The organism is Streptomyces sp. cf386 (assembly GCF_900103585.1).
In the GTDB taxonomy this organism is placed as follows: Bacteria; Actinomycetota; Actinomycetes; order Streptomycetales; family Streptomycetaceae; genus Streptomyces.
This window is the reverse complement of the sequence record NZ_FNHV01000023.1, coordinates 1-18,548: the sequence shown is the minus strand read 5'-3', so window position 1 is coordinate 18,548 and position 18,548 is coordinate 1. Positions and strand designations below refer to the sequence as shown.

Genomic DNA, 18,548 nt, shown 5'->3' with positions numbered 1-18,548 from the left:
TGCCGGTCGGGCCTGGGACGGTCGGTTTCCATTTGACTTGTCTGAGCAACGGCCATCGTATGCGAGGACCCCGCCGCGCCGGGAGCCTGCCGGGGACGCCGACGATCCACTGCTTCAAATCTCCGTCAAAGGGACAACGGCCGGGGGTCGCGGATGGTGCCGCGTTCCACCAACGAATTGTGCGAAACGCGATCACACGCTCACACACCGCATGGTTCACGCAGCGCATAAAGAATGGCGCACGCGACAGACCCCCGAGCAGAATCAGCCGATGGAACCCGTCACGCTCACCACGGACCGCCTCCTCATGCGCACGGTCGGCCCATCGGACACCGATGCCGTGTACGAGGCCGTCCAGGACCCCGACATCCTGCGCTGGACCACGATCCCCTCCCCCTACCTGTACGAGCACGCCCACAGCTTCACGCACCAACAGGTCCCGGAGGGCTGGCACAACGGTTCGATGTTCACCTGGGGCCTCTTCCTCCCCGAAGGGGAGGACCTGGTGGGCATGCTCGGCGTCACGATGCGTTCCATGAGCGGGGCCGAGATCGGTTTCTGGGCGGCAAAAGAACACCGCGGCAACGGCTACATCACCGAGGCCGTCCTCGCCGCTTCCCGCTGGGCCTTCGTCCACCTGTCGATCGACCGCGTGGAATGGCGCGCGGAGGTCGGCAACGCCCCCTCCCGCGCAGTGGCGGAACGCACCGGCTTCACCCTCGAAGGCACCCTCCGCTCCGCCATCGTCCACCAGGGCGTACGCCGCGACTGCTGGCTGGGTTCCCTACTCCCCTCAGACCTGAGCCTCCCCTCAACAGCCCCATACCTGCCCGCCCCACCACAGAGGCCGAGGCCGGTCCAGCCCTGACCCACACGCGGCCGCAGGCGGCGTCTGTGTCGAACGACGGCACCCTCTCAGCGCAGGGCCCAGGCATTTCAGCCCGTCCGGCGTTTGAGGACGAGGCCCCTTCAGGGCCGATAGCGGGGGTCTGGGGGCGGCAGCTCCCAGAAGGGCCCCGGGGTCGAGGGGGCGGAGCCGGAGCCCCTGGAGGATGGGACGGGTAGGGGCGGCAGGGGCGAGAAAATCCCCAACGCCACCCCCAACACACAACGCCCGCCCACAAACCCCCAGCTCACCCCCCATTGTCAGTGCCACCCCCTATCGTCCGATCCCATGACCACCCCGCGCCCCACCACCCACCTCACGGCAGACGAAGCCCGCCGCATCGCCCTCAAAGCCCAGGGCTTCCTCGGCACCCCCAACCGCAGATCCGGCGTCCGCGGCATACTCCGTCACCTCGGCGCGATCCAGCTCGACACCATCTCCGTCCTGGCCCGCTCCCACGAACTCATCCCGTACGCCCGCCTGGGCGCGGTGGGCCGCAAGACGGTCGAGAACGCGTACTGGACGCCCGCGCCCAAGGGCACGCCCCCCACCCCGCACACCTTCGAGTACTGGTCCCACGCCGCCTGCATCCTCCCCATCGAGGAGTGGCCCCACTTCGCCTTCCGCCGCCGCGCCTACCGCAACCGCCCCCACTGGAACCACGAACTCCCCGACGGCACCTACAACCAGGTGATCAAACAGCTCCGTTCCGAGGGCCCCCTCACCGCAACCGAACTGGGCGGCGCGAAGAGAACCAGCGACTGGTGGGACTGGTCGGGCTCGAAGGTCGCCGTCGAACGCGCCCTGATGTACGGCGAGGTGGTCTGCGTGGAGCGCCGCGGCTGGAAGCGCGTCTACGACCTCGCAGAACGCGCCATCCCGGACCCACTGCTGCACGACGAACTGGACGACACCGAGTGCCTACGCCGCCTGGTCCGCCTGGCCGGCCAGTCTCTCGGCGTCGGCACCCGCGCGGACATCGCCGACTACCACCGCCTCAAGGGCGAACAGGTGGACGCAGTGATCGCCGACTCCGGCCTGGTCCCGGTCACGGTGGAGGGCTGGGGCAAGCCGGCCTGGGCCGACCCCGCGGCCCTGGAGACACCCCCGCGCGGCCGCCATCGCACAACGCTCCTGTCCCCCTTCGACTCCCTCATCTGGGAACGAGCACGGACGGAGCGGATCTTCGGCTTCACTCACCGACTGGAGGCCTACGTCCCCAAGCAGAAGCGGGTCTACGGCTACTTCGCGATGCCGGTCCTGGCCGGCGGCCATCTCGTCGGCCGCGTGGACCCGGCCCGCGACGGCAGCACGCTGGTGGCCAAGCAGGTCACCCTGGACGGCCCGAAGGCGGTCCCCGCGGTGGCCCAGGCCCTGGCCGAGGCGGCGGGCTGGGTGGACTGCACGGACGTACGCGTGGAGCGCGTGGACGCACCCGACCTGCGCGAGCCACTCACCAAGGAACTCACGCGCATCATGGCGTGACCCGCAGCACGGTCAGACCGCGAGACCGGAAGCCGGTCAAACCGCCAAAACCGCCAGGACCGCCGATCCATCAACGAATCTCAAGGATCTTCTCCCGCATCGCGTACACCACGGCCTCCATCCTGGAGTGCAGCTGCAGCTTCTCCAGGATGTTGCGCACATGGTTCTTCACGGTGTTCTCGGAGATGAACAACTCCTTGGCGATATCGCGATTGTTCATCCCGGTGGCGACGAGCTTGAGGACCTCCAGCTCGCGGTCGGTCAGCCGCGGCGCGGGCACGAGCCGACGCTCGTCCGTCCGCTGGATCATCGACTTGAACTCGGTGAGCAGCTTCGACGCCATGGACGGGCTGATCTGCGACTGCCCGTCGGCCACCGCACGGATGGCCGTGGCCACCTCGTCCGTGGAGATCTCCTTGAGGAGATAGCCGGTCGCACCGGCCTTGATCGCGTCGTAGAGGTCGGCCTCCTCGTCGCTGATCGTCAACATGATGATCTTCGCGCTGGGAGCCACCTCCTTGATGGAGGTGCAGGCCTCGATCCCACCCCGCTTGGGCATGCGCACATCCATCAGCACGATGTCCGGCAGCAGGTCAGCGGCCTTGTCGACGGCCTCCGCGCCATCACCCGCCTCCCCCACGACCTGGATGTCCTCCTCGGCCGCGAGGACGATCTCCAGACCACGGCGGAAGAGGGCATGGTCGTCCACGACGAGGACTCTGATCGGCTCCTTGCGTGAAGAGCCCACGCTCGGGCCCATGCCGACGACGTCTCCGTCGGCATCCTCGTCCCGCATCGGTCCGAAGCTGTCCGCCATCGTTCCTCCCCCTGAAGGCTGTGGCTGGTCCTGTGCCATCGCCAACCCAAGGCAACGACCCACCGGTTGGGCCGGTGCGGCCATGATTTCATGCCCGGCCGACACTACGGTGACGAGCGGGGCGCGAAGTGGTCGCACACCGGTGCCCCTGGGGGCGCACACGCGCTCCAGGGGCACCGGCTCAGCTGTCAGCCGGATGGGTCAGCCGCCCAGCGTGCCACCTGCCGCGGGAGCCTGCGCCTGGGTGACCATCGGGTCGGTGCTGAGGTGGATGACGCCGTAGTCGTAGGCGTGCCGCCGGTAGACGACACTCGGTTCCTTCGTCTCGGAGTCGACGAACAGGTAGAAGTCGTGCCCGACCAGCTCCATCTCGTAGAGGGCCTGGTCGAGGGTCATCGGGGAGGCGACGTGCGTCTTCTCGCGTACGACGAGAGGGCCTTCGCCCTTCACTTCCAGCGAGCCGATCTTCTTGGTGGGAATGCCGTCCGGTTCTTCCGTCTGGAAGCTGTGGCCGTTCCCATTGAGCGTCGCCGCGCCCGGAACGTGGTCGGGGACCTCGGCCGCCGTGAGTCGGCGTGCGCCTCGGCGCGAGAAACGCTTGTCGTGCTGCTTGCGCAGCCGGGCATCCAGCTTCTCCGCCGCCAGGTCGAGTGCCGCGTACGGATCGCTGGCCGCTGCCTCCGCCCGGATCACCGGACCGCGGGAGCGGAGCGTGATCTCCACTCGATCACTGCGGTCGGCCTGTCGGGGGTTGGGCTCCTTGGACACCTCGACGTCGAGGCTGATCACCTTGGCATCGAGCCTCTGGATCTTCTCCAGCTTCAGCTTCTCGGCCACGTGCTTGCGGAACCTCTCGGGCACCTCGGTCTTGCGGCCCTTGACGACGATGTCCACGCAGAACTCCGTTCCCGGATCGCTCCGCTCCATCGGCGGAGCATCTCCCTTTTGCACCAGGCTCCGGTGAACCCCGGAACCTCGGACTCGGTGACTTCCACCTCCTCCTCCCCCATGGGCAAGATCTCCACCCCATGGCCGCGAGTCATTGCGTAAAACCCGCGGCACGGCATTCGGATATGACGGGGATGGCCTGCGCCTTTCCCTCACAACCGAACATATCTCGCCTGGACGGATGTCGTCACCCTCTACTGCGGCGTACCTCCGTTCAGGTGAATTGACCCTCTCGTTACCTGCAACGATGCAAGTTCGCAGTCAGTTCCGGTTTATTTCGAAAGAATCCGGTGTCGCAGCGACCACGGCCGCGCAGATCAGGTCACCGACCGGTCCGGCACCCATGATTCCCGCCATCTCGCGCGTCCGCCGCACCACGCCCTCCGTCGATCCCGATCTCCGTTCCCCTGTGCTTTCCCGACTTCCCGCCGCGTACACAGCCGTTGTGCTGTCGCCACACCCGGCGGACTCCGCGGTCACCCATCCATACGCGTCCACCTCCTCCAGCGTTCTGCCGTATACGCCCTCTCCCTCCGCCAAGGCCGCCCGCACGGCACGCGCCGCCTCCGCCAGGGACGCGCCCGTCGTCATCAGGTCGTCGACGAGCACGACCGGACCACCGGCGAGCAGCCGGCCTCCCCCAGGAGCCACTGCCAGCGCGCCCGCGAGATTGTCCAGCCGCTGCCGGGAGTTGAGCCCCGACTGATCGGCCACCACACGCCGCTGGCGCAGCACGGCGAGCACCCGCGCCGACGTCCCGGCCCGCCTCAGCTCACCCGCAGCCGCGAGCGCGATCCGCCGCGCCGGATCATGCCCCCGCGCCCGCACCGCCCCACGCGCGGACGGCACAGGTACGAGCAGCACAGGCGTACCGGAGCTACCGAGCCGCCCCGCCCCCTCGGCCGGTGCCTGAGCGCTCTGGGCTGACCCGGTCTCCACAGACCGCGCATCCCGCCCGGCTCGCCAGGGCCACGCGCCTCGCACCGACGCCCCACCGCCACCCGCACCGGCCTCCCGAAGCCCCGCCCGCACAGCCCCCGCCAGAGCCGTTCCGAGCGGCGCCGCGAGCGCCAGCGCGCCACGCTCCTTGTGAGCCAGCAGCACCGCCCGCACCTCATCCGCGTACCGCGCCGCCGCGTGCACGACCGGCAGCCCGGGCGGCTCCAGCACCGGTCGCACCCGGCTCGATACGACTCCGCTCAGGACGGCACGGCACTCCGGGCAGAGCACGGTGCGAGACCTGCCACAGCCTCCGCACTCGGCCGGCAGCACCAGGTCGGTGAGGTCCTGCCACCACCCCCGCATGCCCACCACTGTGCCAACGCCCGGCCCGGCCGACCACCCCTGTGGATAACTCCCTGTGGAAAACTCCAGCGCCCCGCGGACGCGCACTTCCGTTCAGCGTCAGCACCGAATTCCCGCGCCACCGCATAAGAACCGGACTCCCAGCCGGCAACGTAAAAGCGGCCGCTTCCAACCGGAGTCCTCCTCCGGCCAGAAGCGGCCGCCAAGCTCACCGTCCACAAACCTCAACGGCTCGGCCCGGACGAAACGTCACCCCGGATAAACCGGCGCGGTTCCGTCCGTCACCACCTTCTGCCACTGCATCCCGGACGGCAGCCGTACGATCCCGTCCTCCGAGTAGCCGACCAGCGGAAGCCGCGCGTCCTCGGACGCGGTGATCTCCTTCACACCACTGAGGGCCGCTGGCACCGGACCCTCCGGCGTCGAGCCGTCGACCTGCACATACCGCATCGTCTGGACGCCGCCCTTCTCACGCCCGACCACCACGAGCCGACTGTCCCCGGCCCACGACATGGCAGTGACCTCCTCCAACTCCGGCGTCGCGGAGCGCAGTTCGTGCACCGAAACGGCCGCTCGCTCCCCGCCCTTGTCGTCCTCGCCGCGTTCGATCCGCCCGATGAGCAGCGACGACTTGTCGCCCTGCTTCACGACGAGCGCGATCCGCACGCCGTCGGCGGCCACCCGCACGGACTCGATGCGTCCCTCCAGCCCCGGCGGTGTCTTCACCACCAGCGGATCACCCACACCCTCCTCCAGCAGAAGCAGCCGGGGGTGGTCGGGATCGCGGTCCGCCACCCACAGGTCGCCCTGGGCGTCCCAGCTCGGCGCCGACAACCGCTCGTCCGGCGTCCTGCCCTCGCTGGTCAGCTCGGGCTCCCCGAGCGGGCCGCCTGACACCAGCGCCCCGACGTACAGCTCCTTGCCGTCCTGTGCGACCCCGGCCGCCATGGCCTCGTCACGCGACACGGCTACCGACTCAAGCTGCTTCTCGCCCTCCCCGAGGGCACCCGGCACAGGATCGGGATGCGTGTCGTTGGTGGCGGCGGCCAGCCGTACGAGCTGGTGCTTGGCGTCGAGGAAGTACAGGTACTCGGCACGCTCCACCGACCCGCGCGCGGCCACATCCTCCGCCCCGCCCTCCGTGAGCGTGCACAGCTGCCGACCGCCCGCCCGAAGTTCGACCTCGTCGACCGTCGGGGTGACGTTCTGCAACGTGAACAGGAGCTGCGCCGCCATCTCCTTGCACTTGGTCAGCCCGACCCGGGCCGCCTTGTCGTTCAACGGCACAGTCAGGATGTTCTGGTCGTTGGGCGCCAGCGAGTCGCCGTCCTCCTTCAGCGCCGTACCGGTCGGGAAACTCGACCTGACCACCGGATTGAGCCAGCTGGTGGGCCCCTTGAGCAGCGAGCGCACCATCTCCGTCATGGGATCCACGTTCCTGCGCACATAGACGGGATCGGCGACGGCCGCCGTGTGCGGGGAGGTCCCGAGCGTGGTGTTCGTGGCGAAGTAGTACTTGTCGACGGGCATGTAGTTGCGCTGGAAGTCCGACTTGCCCATGACGACACCGCGCGGCGGCACATCGATGCGCCACTGCTTGGTCTTCTTGTCCTGGGTGAGATGCATCGTCTCGCTGTAGTCCCCGCCGGCGGGCGAGTACGACTGCTGCGCGTCAACCCTCGCGACCTTGGTACCGGTCAGCGTGTACGACAGGCTGTCGGTCTCCTCCCGGCCCCCCATACGGTCGGACTCGACGCCCGGTCCGTCGGCGAGCACCGTAGTGGACAGCAAGGGCCGCCACTTGTCCGACGCCTCTTTGGTCAGGTACTTGCGCGCTATCTCAAAGTCCGGATCGTCGCTGGTCAGCGCCTCCAGGAAACCCGACACGATCTCCGAGGACGAAGCGTCCTCGTGCGGCGGCATGGCGAAGACCCGCACCTGCGTGTCCTGACGCGGCGTGGACTCGACGCCCCGCAGATCGCCGCTGTCGGGCATCGAGGCGCACCCCGCCAGCAGTACGGCGCCACAGGCGGTGTACGCCACCACGCGCCCCGGCGCGCGCCGGGCGCCCCCCTCGCGGTCAGCGCCCACGAGATGCCTCCCCATGCTTGCTCGACTCCTCGATTTGCCCGGCTTCCTCGCTCGGCGGCTCTTCCGCACCGGGCGGGTCGTCCTGCCGGCGCGCACTCGAGGCGGGCCGGGGGACCACACGCGCGCCGTTGCCGGGCAGCGCCGTCGGATCGGCCTTGGGGACCGCGGTGCCCAACCGTGACGCGATCGGGTCCCTCGACGGCATCGAGGTCACCTGGTCACCTGTGGGCTGTGCCGGCACCGTCGCCGCCTTCTCGCCGCCGCCGGACGGCAGACCGGCATCATTGAGTCCTCGATTGCGGCGCGAGTCCTTGGGCTCCAGGGGTATCGGCGAGCCCCGCAGCGGCTCGTCCGCGGTCCGCGGCAGCGTCAGCCGGAACTGCGAACCACCGCCCGGCTCGCCCCACGCCTGCAGCCAGCCACCGTGCAGCCGCGCGTCCTCCAGCGCGATGGAGAGCCCCAGACCCGTTCCACCGGTGGTACGCGCGCGTGCCGGGTCGGCTCGCCAGAAGCGGCTGAAGACACGGGTCGCCTCGCCGGGCTTGAGCCCGACGCCGTAGTCACGCACCGCGACCGCCACCGCCCCGCCTGCAGCCGCGAGCTTGACGACGACGTCCCTGCCCTCGCCGTGTTCGACGGCGTTGACGACCAGGTTGCGCAGCACCCGCTCGACGCGCCGGGCATCGGCCTCGGCGACGATGGGCTGCTGGTCGCCGAGGATCCGTATCTGTGTGCCCTTGCGCTCGGCGAGCGGCTCGGCCCCGCTGACGACGCGCCGCACGACCTCCCTGAGGTCGATCGGCTCGGCCTCCAGGGCCGCCGCGCCCGCGTCGAAGCGGCTGATCTCCAGCAGGTCGGCGAGCAGCGACTCGAACCGGTCCAGCTGGTCGGTGAGCAGCTCCGCCGACCGCGCGGTCACCGGATCGAAGTCCTCGCGCGCCTCATGGATGACGTCGGCAGCCATACGTACGGTCGTCAGCGGCGTCCGCAGCTCGTGCGAGACGTCGGACACGAACCGCCGCTGCATCCGCGACAGGTCCTCCAGCTGCTGGATCTTCAGCTGCAGGTTCTGTGCCATCTTGTTGAAGGCCTCACCGAGCCGCGCGATGTCGTCCTCGCCGGTGACCTTCATCCGTTCCTGGAGCCGCCCGGCCGACAGCCGTTCGGCGATACCGGCCGCCATCCGCACGGGCGTGACGACCTGGCGCACCACGAGCCAGGCAATGGCTCCGAGCAGTACGACGACGAAGAGCCCGGCGGTGGCGAGCGTCCCCTTGACCAGGCTGAGCGACTTCTCCTCCTGGCTGAGCGGGAAGAGGTAGTAGAGCTGGTACGGGTCGCCGTTGGGGTCGCTGACCTGCTTGCCGATGACCAGGGCCGGCTGTGAGTCCTTGTGAGCGGTGGGCTGGTAGACGATGCGGGTGTAACTCTGGAACGCACCCGTGGCGCTGTCGATCCGATCCCGCAGGTCCTCCGGCACACTCGCGGTCGGGTCCACACCACCGGAGGCACGCCGCCCGCGCCCACCGGTGTCACTTCCCGCGGAGGCCGGCAGCGTCACCACCTCGAAGGCACCCTGCCCGCCGCTGGAGAGAGAGGAGACAAGGTCGCTCATCCACTGGATGACGTTCTGGTCGGAACGCTCGTCCACCGTCGCACCGTCGTCGGCGGTCCCGGCCTCCGCTTCATCGGCCGTCTGCTTGGCCGCCGCGAACCCGCCAGTGGCCTGGCTCTGCGAGGCCTTCACCTTGGCGTCGAGCAGACCGTTGCGCACCTGCCCGATGACCACGAAGCCGAGCAGCAGAACAACACCCAGCGACATCAGCAGGGTCGTGACGACGACCTTGAGCTGGATGTTGCGCCGCCACAGCCGCATGACCGGCAGCAGCGGACGACGCACCCAGCGCAGCAAGAGCCGAAGGACCGGGCTGCCCTGCACTCCGCCTTGCAGCAGCCCACCTTCGAGGAACCGTCCCCAGCGGGAGCCCGATCCCTTCCGGCCGACAGGCCGCTCCGGACGGGCCCCGGTCCGACCGGGGGCCGTAGCGGCACTGTCCCCGGACATGTCAGCTCGGCCCTGCCTTGTAGCCGACGCCACGAACGGTCACCACGATCTCCGGACGCTCCGGGTCCTTCTCGACCTTGGAACGCAGTCGCTGCACATGAACGTTGACCAGCCGGGTGTCGGCCGCGTGCCGGTAGCCCCACACCTGCTCGAGGAGCACCTCACGCGTGAACACCTGCCACGGCTTGCGGGCCAGCGCGACCAGCAGGTCGAACTCCAGCGGCGTCAGCGCGATCGACTGCCCGTCCCGCTTCACGGAGTGCCCGGCCACGTCGATCACGAGGTCGCCGATGGCCAACTGCTCCGGCGCCGGCTCCTCCGACCTCCGCAGCCGCGCCCGGATCCGGGCGACAAGCTCCTTCGGCTTGAACGGCTTCACGATGTAGTCGTCAGCACCGGACTCCAGACCGACCACCACATCCACGGTGTCGCTCTTGGCCGTGAGCATGACGATCGGCACCCCGGACTCCGCCCTGATCAGACGGCAGACCTCGATACCGTCCCGCCCGGGCAGCATCAGATCGAGCAGCACCAGATCTGGCTTGGTCTCCCGAAATGCGGCCAGCGCCTTGTCACCGTCGGCTACGAAAGACGGCTCAAAACCTTCACCACGCAGCACAATGCCGAGCATCTCGGCCAGTGCGGTGTCGTCGTCGACGACAAGGACTCGTCCCTTCATGAATGCCATCATCCCATTCTCATAACAGTGGCGAAGGCTGTGGTGAGATAGGTCACCGGCCAGTGACCTTAGTCGTACTGAGCCGTCACTGTCTGCCCTCGTCCGCCGACGTAGATGTCGGTACTGATGTCAGCCGGTGCGCTGATACCTGGCGGGTCCACCCCAACCCGGATGGCCGTAGCCGCATCGCACGCTCTGTGATGGTGTCGCAGCCTGAAGACGTGACCGATCGCGACGCAAGGCGGGGCGGCCGAGACGATCACGTCTGGTGTGGGCCGGCGCTGCCCTGATGGTCGTGGGTGTGGCATTGCTCGCTGTGGTCCTCATTGGCGGTTTGAGATCGCCGAACGATTCAACGCGGCCGTCTCCCACACCGTCCACCAGTGAGGAACCAGAGCCGCCGGCTCCCTCGCCGACCAGCGACGCGACGAAGGGCTCACCTCCCGCCGCTTCCCCTTCCAGCACCCCCAGCGGCGACGGTTCAGACACACCGCCGCCACCACCATCAGCCCCCGCGGCTGTGACCGTCACGGTCACAGAAACACATACATTCCTATCTGGGAGTGACAGCGGAACGACAGCAGGAGGGTCAGGACTCGACGTCCCCAGCGCTATCACCGCAGTCGCAGGGCTGATCACTGCTGGAGTCGGGGCGGCCTCCTTCCTCGCCGGGAAGAAGCGGAACCAACCACCGGCCAGCGATTCTGCGGCGTGATCATTACTGTACGAACGACCTGCACGCCATGGGCCGCGTCTGCTCGGCTCTGCCTGGGGCGATGGCGTACGGGATGGAAGCTCCCCGCGTACCCCACTACGAACCTGCAGCCGCGAACGGCGCCCCCTCCACCCCGGTGCCGGCCGATCCCCCGCCTGAGGCTCGTTCTGACGGTGGCTTGCCCGTCGAGGTCTCTACGCAGGGCCATAACTCGCTTGCGGCCTCTGCGTCGCCGGCCGCCCCCTGGCACACAGCTCCGCCAGCGCCTCAGCCGTCACGGGCGACACAGCTCCCTCCTCCGTGACGATCGCCGTCACCAACTCGGGCGGCGTCACATCGAACGCCGGGTTGTACGCCTGCGTCCCCAGCGGCGCCACCGGAATCCCGCCACCCGCTCCCGTCACCGGCGTCTGAGGCGCCAAGACCTCGGTCACCTCGAACCCGGCGCGCTGCTCGACCTCGATGGACGCCCCGTCCGGCGTCTCGGGATCCACCGTCGTCAGCGGCGCCACCACGATGAACGGCACATGGTGGTACCGCGCGAGCACCGCGAGCGGATAACTGCCCACCTTGTTCGCCACCGAGCCATCGGCCGCGATGCGATCCGCCCCGATCAGCACCGCGTCCACCTCCCCGGCAGCGAACAGCGAACCCGCCGCGTTGTCCGTGAGCAAGGTGTACGCCATGTCGCTGCGCGCCGCCTCGTACGCCGTGAGACGAGCCCCTTGCAGCAACGGCCGCGTCTCGTCCACCCACAACCGCCTGAGCCGCCCGGCCCGGTGCGCCGCGAGCGCCACCGCGAACGCCGTACCCTCCCCGCCCGACACCAGCGCCCCGGTGTTGCAGTGCGTGAGGATGCGATGCCCGCCGCCGGGCAACAGCTCGTCCAGCAGCGCCAGCCCCCGCTCGGCCATGCGCGCGCTGGCTTCGGCGTCCTCCTTGTGCAACGCCCGCGCCGCGCTCAGAGCCGCAGCGGCGGCCTCCTCGACATCCCCACCGCGCGCGAGCTCGGCCCGGTACGCGGACCGCGCCCTGCGCACGCCGACGCCGAGATTCACAGCCGTGGGCCGGGCACCCGCCAGCGACTCCGCGGCGGCGTCCACGTCGAAGCCGCGTGCGGCGGCGAGCGCGACACCGTACGCCCCGGCGATGCCCAGCAGCGGTGCCCCGCGCACGGCGAGCGAACGGATCGCCTCCACCAGCGCGGACGCGTCCGTACAGACCAGCTCGACCTCCTCGGCGGGCAGCCTCGTCTGGTCGAGAAGCACCAGAACGGGACCCTCTGGCGGTTCGTCCCACCGGATCGCCGGAATCCCGGTCGGCCTGCTGTCCCCGCCTGATTGCGCGTACTGATCAGCCATGCGGCCAGTCTGCCCCTTGTCCGGCGGACAATTGAAGGTGTGCAGCCCATACCGCGGCCGGTACCTCGCCAACCACCCCATGGCACGATGGCTGCCAACCTGCCGCCGCGACCGCGGACGGGCACCGTGAAGGAGCGACGATGAACGACACTCCGGGCTGGGCCTCGCCCGGATCCGCCCCGTCCGAGGGACAGGAACCCGGCGCGTCCGGCCCCACGGAGCCCGCAGACCGTCCCGACCCCGCACAGCAGCCGGGACCGGACCCACAGGACGCCGGCCCGAAGTGGTCCAAGGAGCAGCCGCCACCCGGCCAGTGGTCCGCCCCGACGGGGCCCCAGGCTCCCGGCCAGACCCCACCGCCCCCACCGCCCGGCCCCGGCTGGGGCGCTCCCCCACCGGCCGGCCCAGGTGGATACGGCGGCTACGGCGGAGGCCACCCGGGCTACGGCGGACCAGGCGGGTACGGCGCCTGGGGAAGCGGCTGGGGCGGCCCTCCGCCCGCTGCCAAGCCCGGCGTGATCCCGCTGCGTCCACTGGGCGTCGGTGAGATCCTCGACGGCGCGGTCTCCACCATGCGCACCTACTGGCGCACGGTCCTGGGCATCTCGCTGACCGTCGCGATCGTGACGGAGATCCTGGTGATCCTCCTCCAGGGCTTCGTCCTGAACGACCTCACCAGCACCGAGGCGCTCAACGACCCGAGCGCCACCCTCAGCGAGCTGGCTCGCGCCACACGCGACGCCATGCTCAGCTCCAGCGTGATCTTCCTGATCTCGGTGATCGGCGCGATCATCGCGACCGCCCTGCTGACGACGGTCACCAGCCGCGCGGTACTCGGCAAGTCCGTGACCACCGGCGAGGCCTGGCGCGACGCACGTCCTCAGGTGCTGCGGCTCTTCGGCCTTCTCTTCCTGCTGCTGCTCATGACCTTCGGCCTGGTGTTCGTGGGTGCCCTCCCCGGCATCCTCGTCGCCGCCTCGGGCTCCGGCGACGGAGGCACGGCGCTCGCTTTCCTGGGCATCCTCGGCGCCGGCATCGTCGCGCTGTGGCTGTGGTTCCGCTTCTCCCTCGCCTCGCCCGCGCTGATGCTGGAGAAGCAGGGCATCATGAAGGCGCTGAGCCGCTCCGCAAAGCTGGTCCGCGGCTCTTGGTGGCGTGTCTTCGGCATCCAGTTGCTCGCCACGATCATCGCCAACATCGTCGCGGCGATCGTCGTCATCCCGTTCACCTTCCTCGCCGGCGCACTCAGCGGCGACGGAGCCACCAGCTTCCTCGACGGCACCACCGACCTCGGCTGGACGTTCCTCATCGTCAGCGGTGTCGGCTCGGTGATCGGCTCCATGGTCACCTTCCCGATCACGGCCGGCGTCACCGTCCTGCTCTACATCGACCAGCGCATCCGCCGCGAAGCCCTCGACCTCGAACTGGCCCGAGCAGCCGGCGTCCAGGACTACGGCACCGGAACCCCGGGGAGCTGAACCAGTGAGCCTGGCGGGGGGAGTTCTCACAACGGCGTCAGCACTGCCGGACGCGGCCATACGCGCGGTGCTGCGCGCCGGCGACACAGCCGTGCTGGCACTGCTGGCGCGCTCCGACGACGAGCAGCCACTGACAATCCCGCGCGATCCTGCGCGGGAGGCGGCCCGCCGCGAGTTGTCCAAGGGCATGTACCACGAGAACGAACCCAGCTGGTTCCAGCGGGCCCTGGACACCTTCTGGGACTGGGTCGAGGACCTTTTCAGCAGCGCCGCGACCGTGACGCCCGGAGGCCCGCTCGGCATGGTCGTCGTCATCCTGGTCGTCCTCGCGGTCCTCGGCGCCCTGTGGTGGCGCCTCGGCACCCCGCGCCGCGAACCCACCTCCTCCGCCCCCCTGTTCGACGACCGCCCCCGCAGCGCCGCCGACCATCGGGCCGCCGCCGAAGCACACGCCGCCCAGGGCAACTGGAACCAGGCCGTCCAAGAACGCATGCGCGCCATCGTCCGCTCCCTCGAGGAGCGCGCCCTTCTCGACGTCCGCCCCGGCCGCACCGCGGACGAGGCCGCCGCCGAGGCAGGCCGCTCGCTGCCCGCCCACACAGGCCGACTACGCGCCGCAGCCCGGGACTTCGACGACGTCACATACGGCGGACGAACCGCGACCCAGAACTCGTACCAGCGCATCGCCGAACTCGACCGCGACCTGGAGAGCACCAAGCCCCAGCTCGCGAGCAGTGCCCCCAGCACGGCCCACAACGCCCGCCAGGGAGCCGCCGAATGACCACCGAGGCCACGCTTCCGTCCACCTCGGCCTCGCCCACCGCACGCCAGGTATGGACCCGCGCGCGAGGCATCGCCCTCGCCGTCGTACTCCTGCTGGCAGCAGCCGTCGTGATCGCCACGATCCGCTCCGACGCCCGGCACGGCACCCTCGACCCACGCTCCGTCGACCCCAAGGGCAGCCGGGCCGTCGCCGAACTCCTCGCCGACCGCGGCGTGGACACACGCGTGGTCACCACCTTGGACGAGGCACGCGCCGCGGCTGCCGCGGACACCACCCTCCTGGTCGCCGCCCCCGATCTGCTGACACACCGTCAACAGTCCTGGCTGCGCTCGGCGACAGCAGATTCCGGCGGCCGCACCGTCCTGGTCGCCCCGGGCAGCTGGTCCGTCGAACGGCTCGTCCCCGGGGTCACCGCGGACCCCGCCACCAGCCTCGACTCGGAGCTCTCCCCCGACTGCGCGCTGCCCGCCGCCCAGCGCGCGGGCACCGCCGATCTGGGCGGAGTCCGCTACACCACCACCCACCTCGACGCCGACGAGTGCTACCCCAGCGAGCGCCTGGCCACCCTGCTGCGCGTCCCGGAAGCCACCGACAACGGCGACTCCATCGTCCTCGGCGCGCCCGACATCCTCTCCAACGAACACCTCGACGAACAGGGCAACGCCTCCCTCGCCCTCCAACTCCTCGGCTCCCGCCCCCATCTGGTCTGGTACCTCCCCTCGCTCTCCGACACATCGGCCGCCGACGCGGACGACGAACGCAGCTTCTTCGACCTGCTCCCCTCGGGCTGGCTCTGGGGCACACTGCAGCTCTTCATCGCCGCAGCCCTGGCCGCCCTCTGGAGGGCACGCCGACTCGGCCCCCTGGTGCCCGAAAATCTCCCCGTGGCGATCCGCGCCTCCGAAACCGTCGAAGGCCGCGCCCGCCTCTACCGCAAGGCCAACGCCCGCGACCGCGCCGCCGCCGCTCTTCGCTCCACCACTCGCACGCGCATCGCCCCCCTGGTAGGTGTCACCGTCTCCCAGGCGCACGCGCCCGAGGCTCTGCTCCCCGCTCTGTCCGCCCATCTCCACAACCACGGAGACGGACAGAGCCTGCACACACTCCTCTTCGGCCCGCCGCCCAGCGACGACACGGCCCTCATCGCCCTAGCAGACCAACTCGACGCCCTCGAAAGAGAGGTACGCCGTCCATGATGGACCCGACCACTGACAACGCCGGGACCACCGGGGACCCGGGCACCGCCCGGGCCTCCCTGGAAGCCCTGCGCGCCGAGATCGCCAAAGCCGTGGTCGGCCAGGACCCCGCAGTAACCGGCCTCGTCGTCGCCCTCCTCTGCCGCGGACACGTTCTCCTAGAAGGAGTCCCTGGGGTCGCCAAAACGTTGCTCGTCCGCGCCCTCGCATCCGCACTCGAACTCGACACCAAGCGCGTCCAGTTCACCCCCGACCTCATGCCGAGCGACGTGACGGGCTCCCTCGTCTACGACACGCGCACCGCCGCGTTCTCCTTCCAGCCCGGCCCGGTCTTCACCAACCTCCTCCTCGCCGACGAGATCAACCGCACCCCGCCGAAGACCCAGTCGTCCCTGCTGGAGGCCATGGAGGAGCGCCAGGTCACGGTCGACGGCACGCCCCGCGAGCTCCCCGAACCGTTCCTGGTCGCCGCGACCCAGAACCCGGTGGAGTACGAGGGCACATACCCCCTGCCCGAGGCCCAGCTGGACCGATTCCTCCTCAAGCTCACCATCCCGCTCCCCTCCCGGCAGGACGAGATCGACGTCCTCACCCGACACGCCGAGGGCTTCAACCCCCGCGACCTGCGCGCCGCCGGCGTACGCCCCGTAGCGGGCCCCGCGGACCTGGAGGCGGCACGCGCTGCGGTGGCCAAGACGACGGTCTCCCCGGAGATCACGGCCTACGTGGTCGACCTCTGCCGAGCCACCCGCGAGTCGCCGTCCCTGACCCTGGGCGTCTCCCCACGTGGCGCGACAGCCCTCCTGGCCACCGCCCGTGCATGGGCCTGGCTGACAGGCCGCGACTACGTCATCCCCGACGACGTCAAGGCGCTGGCCCTCCCCGCCCTCCGCCACCGTGTGCAGCTCCGCCCGGAAGCCGAGATGGAAGGCGTCACGGCCGACTCCGTCATCAACGCGATCCTCGCCCACGTCCCCGTCCCCCGCTGATGGCGCTCACCGGACGCGCCGCGCTCCTCGCGGCCCTAGGCTCACTCCCCGTAGGCATCTGGGACCCCAGTTGGACGGGCATCCTCGCGGTCAACGCCCCGTTGGCCGCGGCCTGCGTCTGCGACTTCGCCCTGGCAGCCCCCGTACGCCGGCTGAGCCTGACCCGCTCCGGCGACACCTCCGTACGCCTGGGCGAGACGGCCGACGTCACCCTCACGATCACCAACCCGTCCGGCCGCCCACTCCGCGCCCACCTCCGCGACGCCTGGCCGCCCAGCACATGGCAGCCGGGCACGGAGGTGGCAGCCTCACGCCACCGCACAACGGTCCCCGCCGGCGAACGCCGCCGCATCACAACCCGCCTACGCCCCACCCGCCGCGGCGACCGCCAGGCCGACCGAGTGACAATCCGCTCCTACGGCCCCCTCGGCCTCTTCTCCCGCCAGGGCAGCCACAAAGTCCCCTGGACGGTACGCGTCCTGCCGCCCTTCACAAGCCGCAAGCACCTGCCCTCAAAACTGGCCCGCTTGCGCGAACTCGACGGCCGCACCAGCGTCCTCACTCGCGGCGAGGGCACAGAATTCGACAGCTTGCGCGAGTACGTTCCCGGCGACGACACCCGCTCCATCGACTGGCGCGCTACAGCCCGACAATCCACGGTCGCCGTACGCACCTGGCGCCCGGAACGCGACCGCCACATCCTCCTCGTCCTGGACACCGGCCGCACCTCGGCAGGACGCGTCGGCGACGCTCCACGCCTCGATGCCTCCATGGACGCGGCACTACTCCTGGCCGCTCTCGCCTCCCGCGCCGGCGACCGTGTGGACCTCCTCGCCTACGACCGACGAGTACGCGCGCTCGTCCAGGGCCGCACAGCGAACGACGTTCTCCCCTCCCTGGTCAACGCGATGGCCACGCTCGAACCGGAGCTGATCGAAACGGACGCCCGAGGCCTTACGGCCACAGCTCTCCGTACGGCGCCCCGCCACTCCCTCATCGTGCTGCTGACCGCCCTCGACACCGCCCCGATCGAGGAGGGCCTGCTCCCCGTCCTGTCCCAGCTCACCAAGCGCCACACAGTTCTGCTGGCATCAGTAGCGGACCCTCACATCGCACGCATGGCAACCGCACGCGGAAACACAGACTCTGTGTACGAGGCAGCAGCAGCCGCCCAGGCCCAGAGCGAACGCCACCGCACGGCGGAACAACTCCGTCGTCACGGCGTTACGGTCGTCGACGCGACGCCGGAGGAACTCGCACCGGCACTGGCAGACGCCTATCTGGCCCTCAAGACGGCTGGACGTCTGTAACTCAAGGGGGGAGTCTGATTGGCATTGGCGGGCTCTCCCCTGAAAGCCCAAACTCTGCACGAGCCAGAAATGCAGAAAACCCCCGAACCGGTATCCCCGGCCGGGGGTTTTCTCAATATTTGTTCGGCGGCGTCCTACTCTCCCACAGGGTCCCCCCTGCAGTACCATCGGCGCTGTAAGGCTTAGCTTCCGGGTTCGGAATGTAACCGGGCGTTTCCCTCACGCTATAACCACCGAAACACTATGAAACTGTCAAACAAAGCCACACCGCTGCTGTGACTACAGCGGGGCCGTTCGTGGTTTCAGAACCAACACAGTGGACGCGAGCAACTGAGGACAAGCCCTCGGCCTATTAGTACCGGTCACCTCCACACATTACTGTGCTTCCAGATCCGGCCTATCAACCCAGTCGTCTACTGGGAGCCTTACCCCATCAAGT

The 18,548-nt window shown here is 69.6% G+C and carries 14 protein-coding genes and 2 rRNA genes; 7 read left to right on the top strand and 9 right to left on the bottom strand.

The window, feature by feature from the left end; translation table 11 throughout:
• Nucleotides 1-271: 271 nt before the first annotated feature.
• Both BLU79_RS39555 and BLU79_RS39550 read left to right on the top strand, forming a co-directional pair.
• Nucleotides 272-868: a GNAT family N-acetyltransferase gene (locus BLU79_RS39555; protein ID WP_093910870.1), complete on the top strand. Its 597-nt coding sequence runs from the start codon at nt 272-274 to the stop codon at nt 866-868.
• Between the two features lie 306 nt (nt 869-1,174).
• Entirely contained in the window at nt 1,175-2,371 is a 1,197-nt protein-coding gene (locus BLU79_RS39550) for a winged helix-turn-helix domain-containing protein (RefSeq protein WP_093910869.1), read from the top strand.
• Between the two features lie 70 nt (nt 2,372-2,441).
• On the opposite strand, the gene BLU79_RS39545 is transcribed toward BLU79_RS39550, so the two are convergent.
• From BLU79_RS39545 to mtnA, 7 genes are all read right to left on the bottom strand, one after another.
• The gene (locus BLU79_RS39545) at nt 2,442-3,188 is read right to left on the bottom strand and encodes a response regulator (protein ID WP_093910868.1); all 747 of its coding nucleotides are present in this window, start codon (nt 3,186-3,188) and stop codon (nt 2,442-2,444) included.
• 201 nt (nt 3,189-3,389) lie between these two features.
• Nucleotides 3,390-4,082: a ribosome hibernation-promoting factor, HPF/YfiA family gene (gene hpf, locus BLU79_RS39540; RefSeq protein WP_371132030.1), complete on the bottom strand. Its 693-nt coding sequence runs from the start codon at nt 4,080-4,082 to the stop codon at nt 3,390-3,392.
• Nucleotides 4,083-4,397: 315 nt separating this feature from the next.
• Entirely contained in the window at nt 4,398-5,441 is a 1,044-nt protein-coding gene (locus tag BLU79_RS39530) for a ComF family protein (protein ID WP_093910865.1), read from the bottom strand.
• A 249-nt stretch (nt 5,442-5,690) separates the two neighbouring features.
• The gene (locus tag BLU79_RS39525; protein ID WP_371132025.1) at nt 5,691-7,547 is read right to left on the bottom strand and encodes an LpqB family beta-propeller domain-containing protein; all 1,857 of its coding nucleotides are present in this window, start codon (nt 7,545-7,547) and stop codon (nt 5,691-5,693) included.
• On the bottom strand, nt 7,522-9,597 hold the full coding sequence (gene mtrB, locus BLU79_RS39520) for an MtrAB system histidine kinase MtrB (RefSeq protein WP_093910863.1): 2,076 nt from the start codon (nt 9,595-9,597) through the stop codon (nt 7,522-7,524). The genes BLU79_RS39525 and mtrB overlap by 26 nt, the downstream gene beginning before the upstream one ends.
• A 1-nt stretch (nt 9,598) precedes the next feature.
• On the bottom strand, nt 9,599-10,288 hold the full coding sequence (gene mtrA, locus BLU79_RS39515) for a two-component system response regulator MtrA (protein ID WP_187822996.1): 690 nt from the start codon (nt 10,286-10,288) through the stop codon (nt 9,599-9,601).
• 897 nt (nt 10,289-11,185) lie between these two features.
• On the bottom strand, nt 11,186-12,352 hold the full coding sequence (gene mtnA, locus BLU79_RS39510) for an S-methyl-5-thioribose-1-phosphate isomerase (protein ID WP_093910967.1): 1,167 nt from the start codon (nt 12,350-12,352) through the stop codon (nt 11,186-11,188).
• A gap of 140 nt (nt 12,353-12,492) precedes the next feature.
• Here mtnA and BLU79_RS39505 point away from each other — a divergent pair, with 140 nt between their 5' ends.
• Genes BLU79_RS39505 through BLU79_RS39485 form a run of 5 tightly spaced genes read left to right on the top strand, consistent with a single transcriptional unit; the run spans nt 12,493 to nt 18,109 of the window.
• A complete protein-coding gene (locus tag BLU79_RS39505; protein ID WP_093910862.1) occupies nt 12,493-13,830 on the top strand; it encodes a DUF7847 domain-containing protein in 1,338 nt (445 codons plus the stop codon).
• A 4-nt stretch (nt 13,831-13,834) separates the two neighbouring features.
• The gene (locus BLU79_RS39500) at nt 13,835-14,611 is read left to right on the top strand and encodes a DUF4129 domain-containing protein (protein ID WP_093910861.1); all 777 of its coding nucleotides are present in this window, start codon (nt 13,835-13,837) and stop codon (nt 14,609-14,611) included.
• Nucleotides 14,608-15,810 (top strand): DUF4350 domain-containing protein, encoded by a 1,203-nt coding sequence (locus tag BLU79_RS39495; RefSeq protein WP_093910860.1) that lies wholly within the window; start codon nt 14,608-14,610, stop codon nt 15,808-15,810. Before BLU79_RS39500 ends, BLU79_RS39495 begins: the two co-directional genes overlap by 4 nt.
• A complete protein-coding gene (locus tag BLU79_RS39490) occupies nt 15,810-16,799 on the top strand; it encodes an AAA family ATPase (RefSeq protein WP_093910859.1) in 990 nt (329 codons plus the stop codon). Before BLU79_RS39495 ends, BLU79_RS39490 begins: the two co-directional genes overlap by 1 nt.
• Nucleotides 16,799-18,109, top strand: coding sequence for a DUF58 domain-containing protein (locus BLU79_RS39485; protein ID WP_093910858.1), 1,311 nt, complete (start codon nt 16,799-16,801; stop codon nt 18,107-18,109). Before BLU79_RS39490 ends, BLU79_RS39485 begins: the two co-directional genes overlap by 1 nt.
• 121 nt (nt 18,110-18,230) lie before the next feature.
• Here the strand turns inward: BLU79_RS39485 and rrf are convergent.
• Together rrf and BLU79_RS39475 are read right to left on the bottom strand one after the other, a co-directional pair.
• Nucleotides 18,231-18,347 (bottom strand): 5S ribosomal RNA (gene rrf / locus BLU79_RS39480).
• Nucleotides 18,348-18,441: 94 nt separating this feature from the next.
• Nucleotides 18,442-18,548 (bottom strand): 23S ribosomal RNA (locus BLU79_RS39475); the annotation flags it as partial.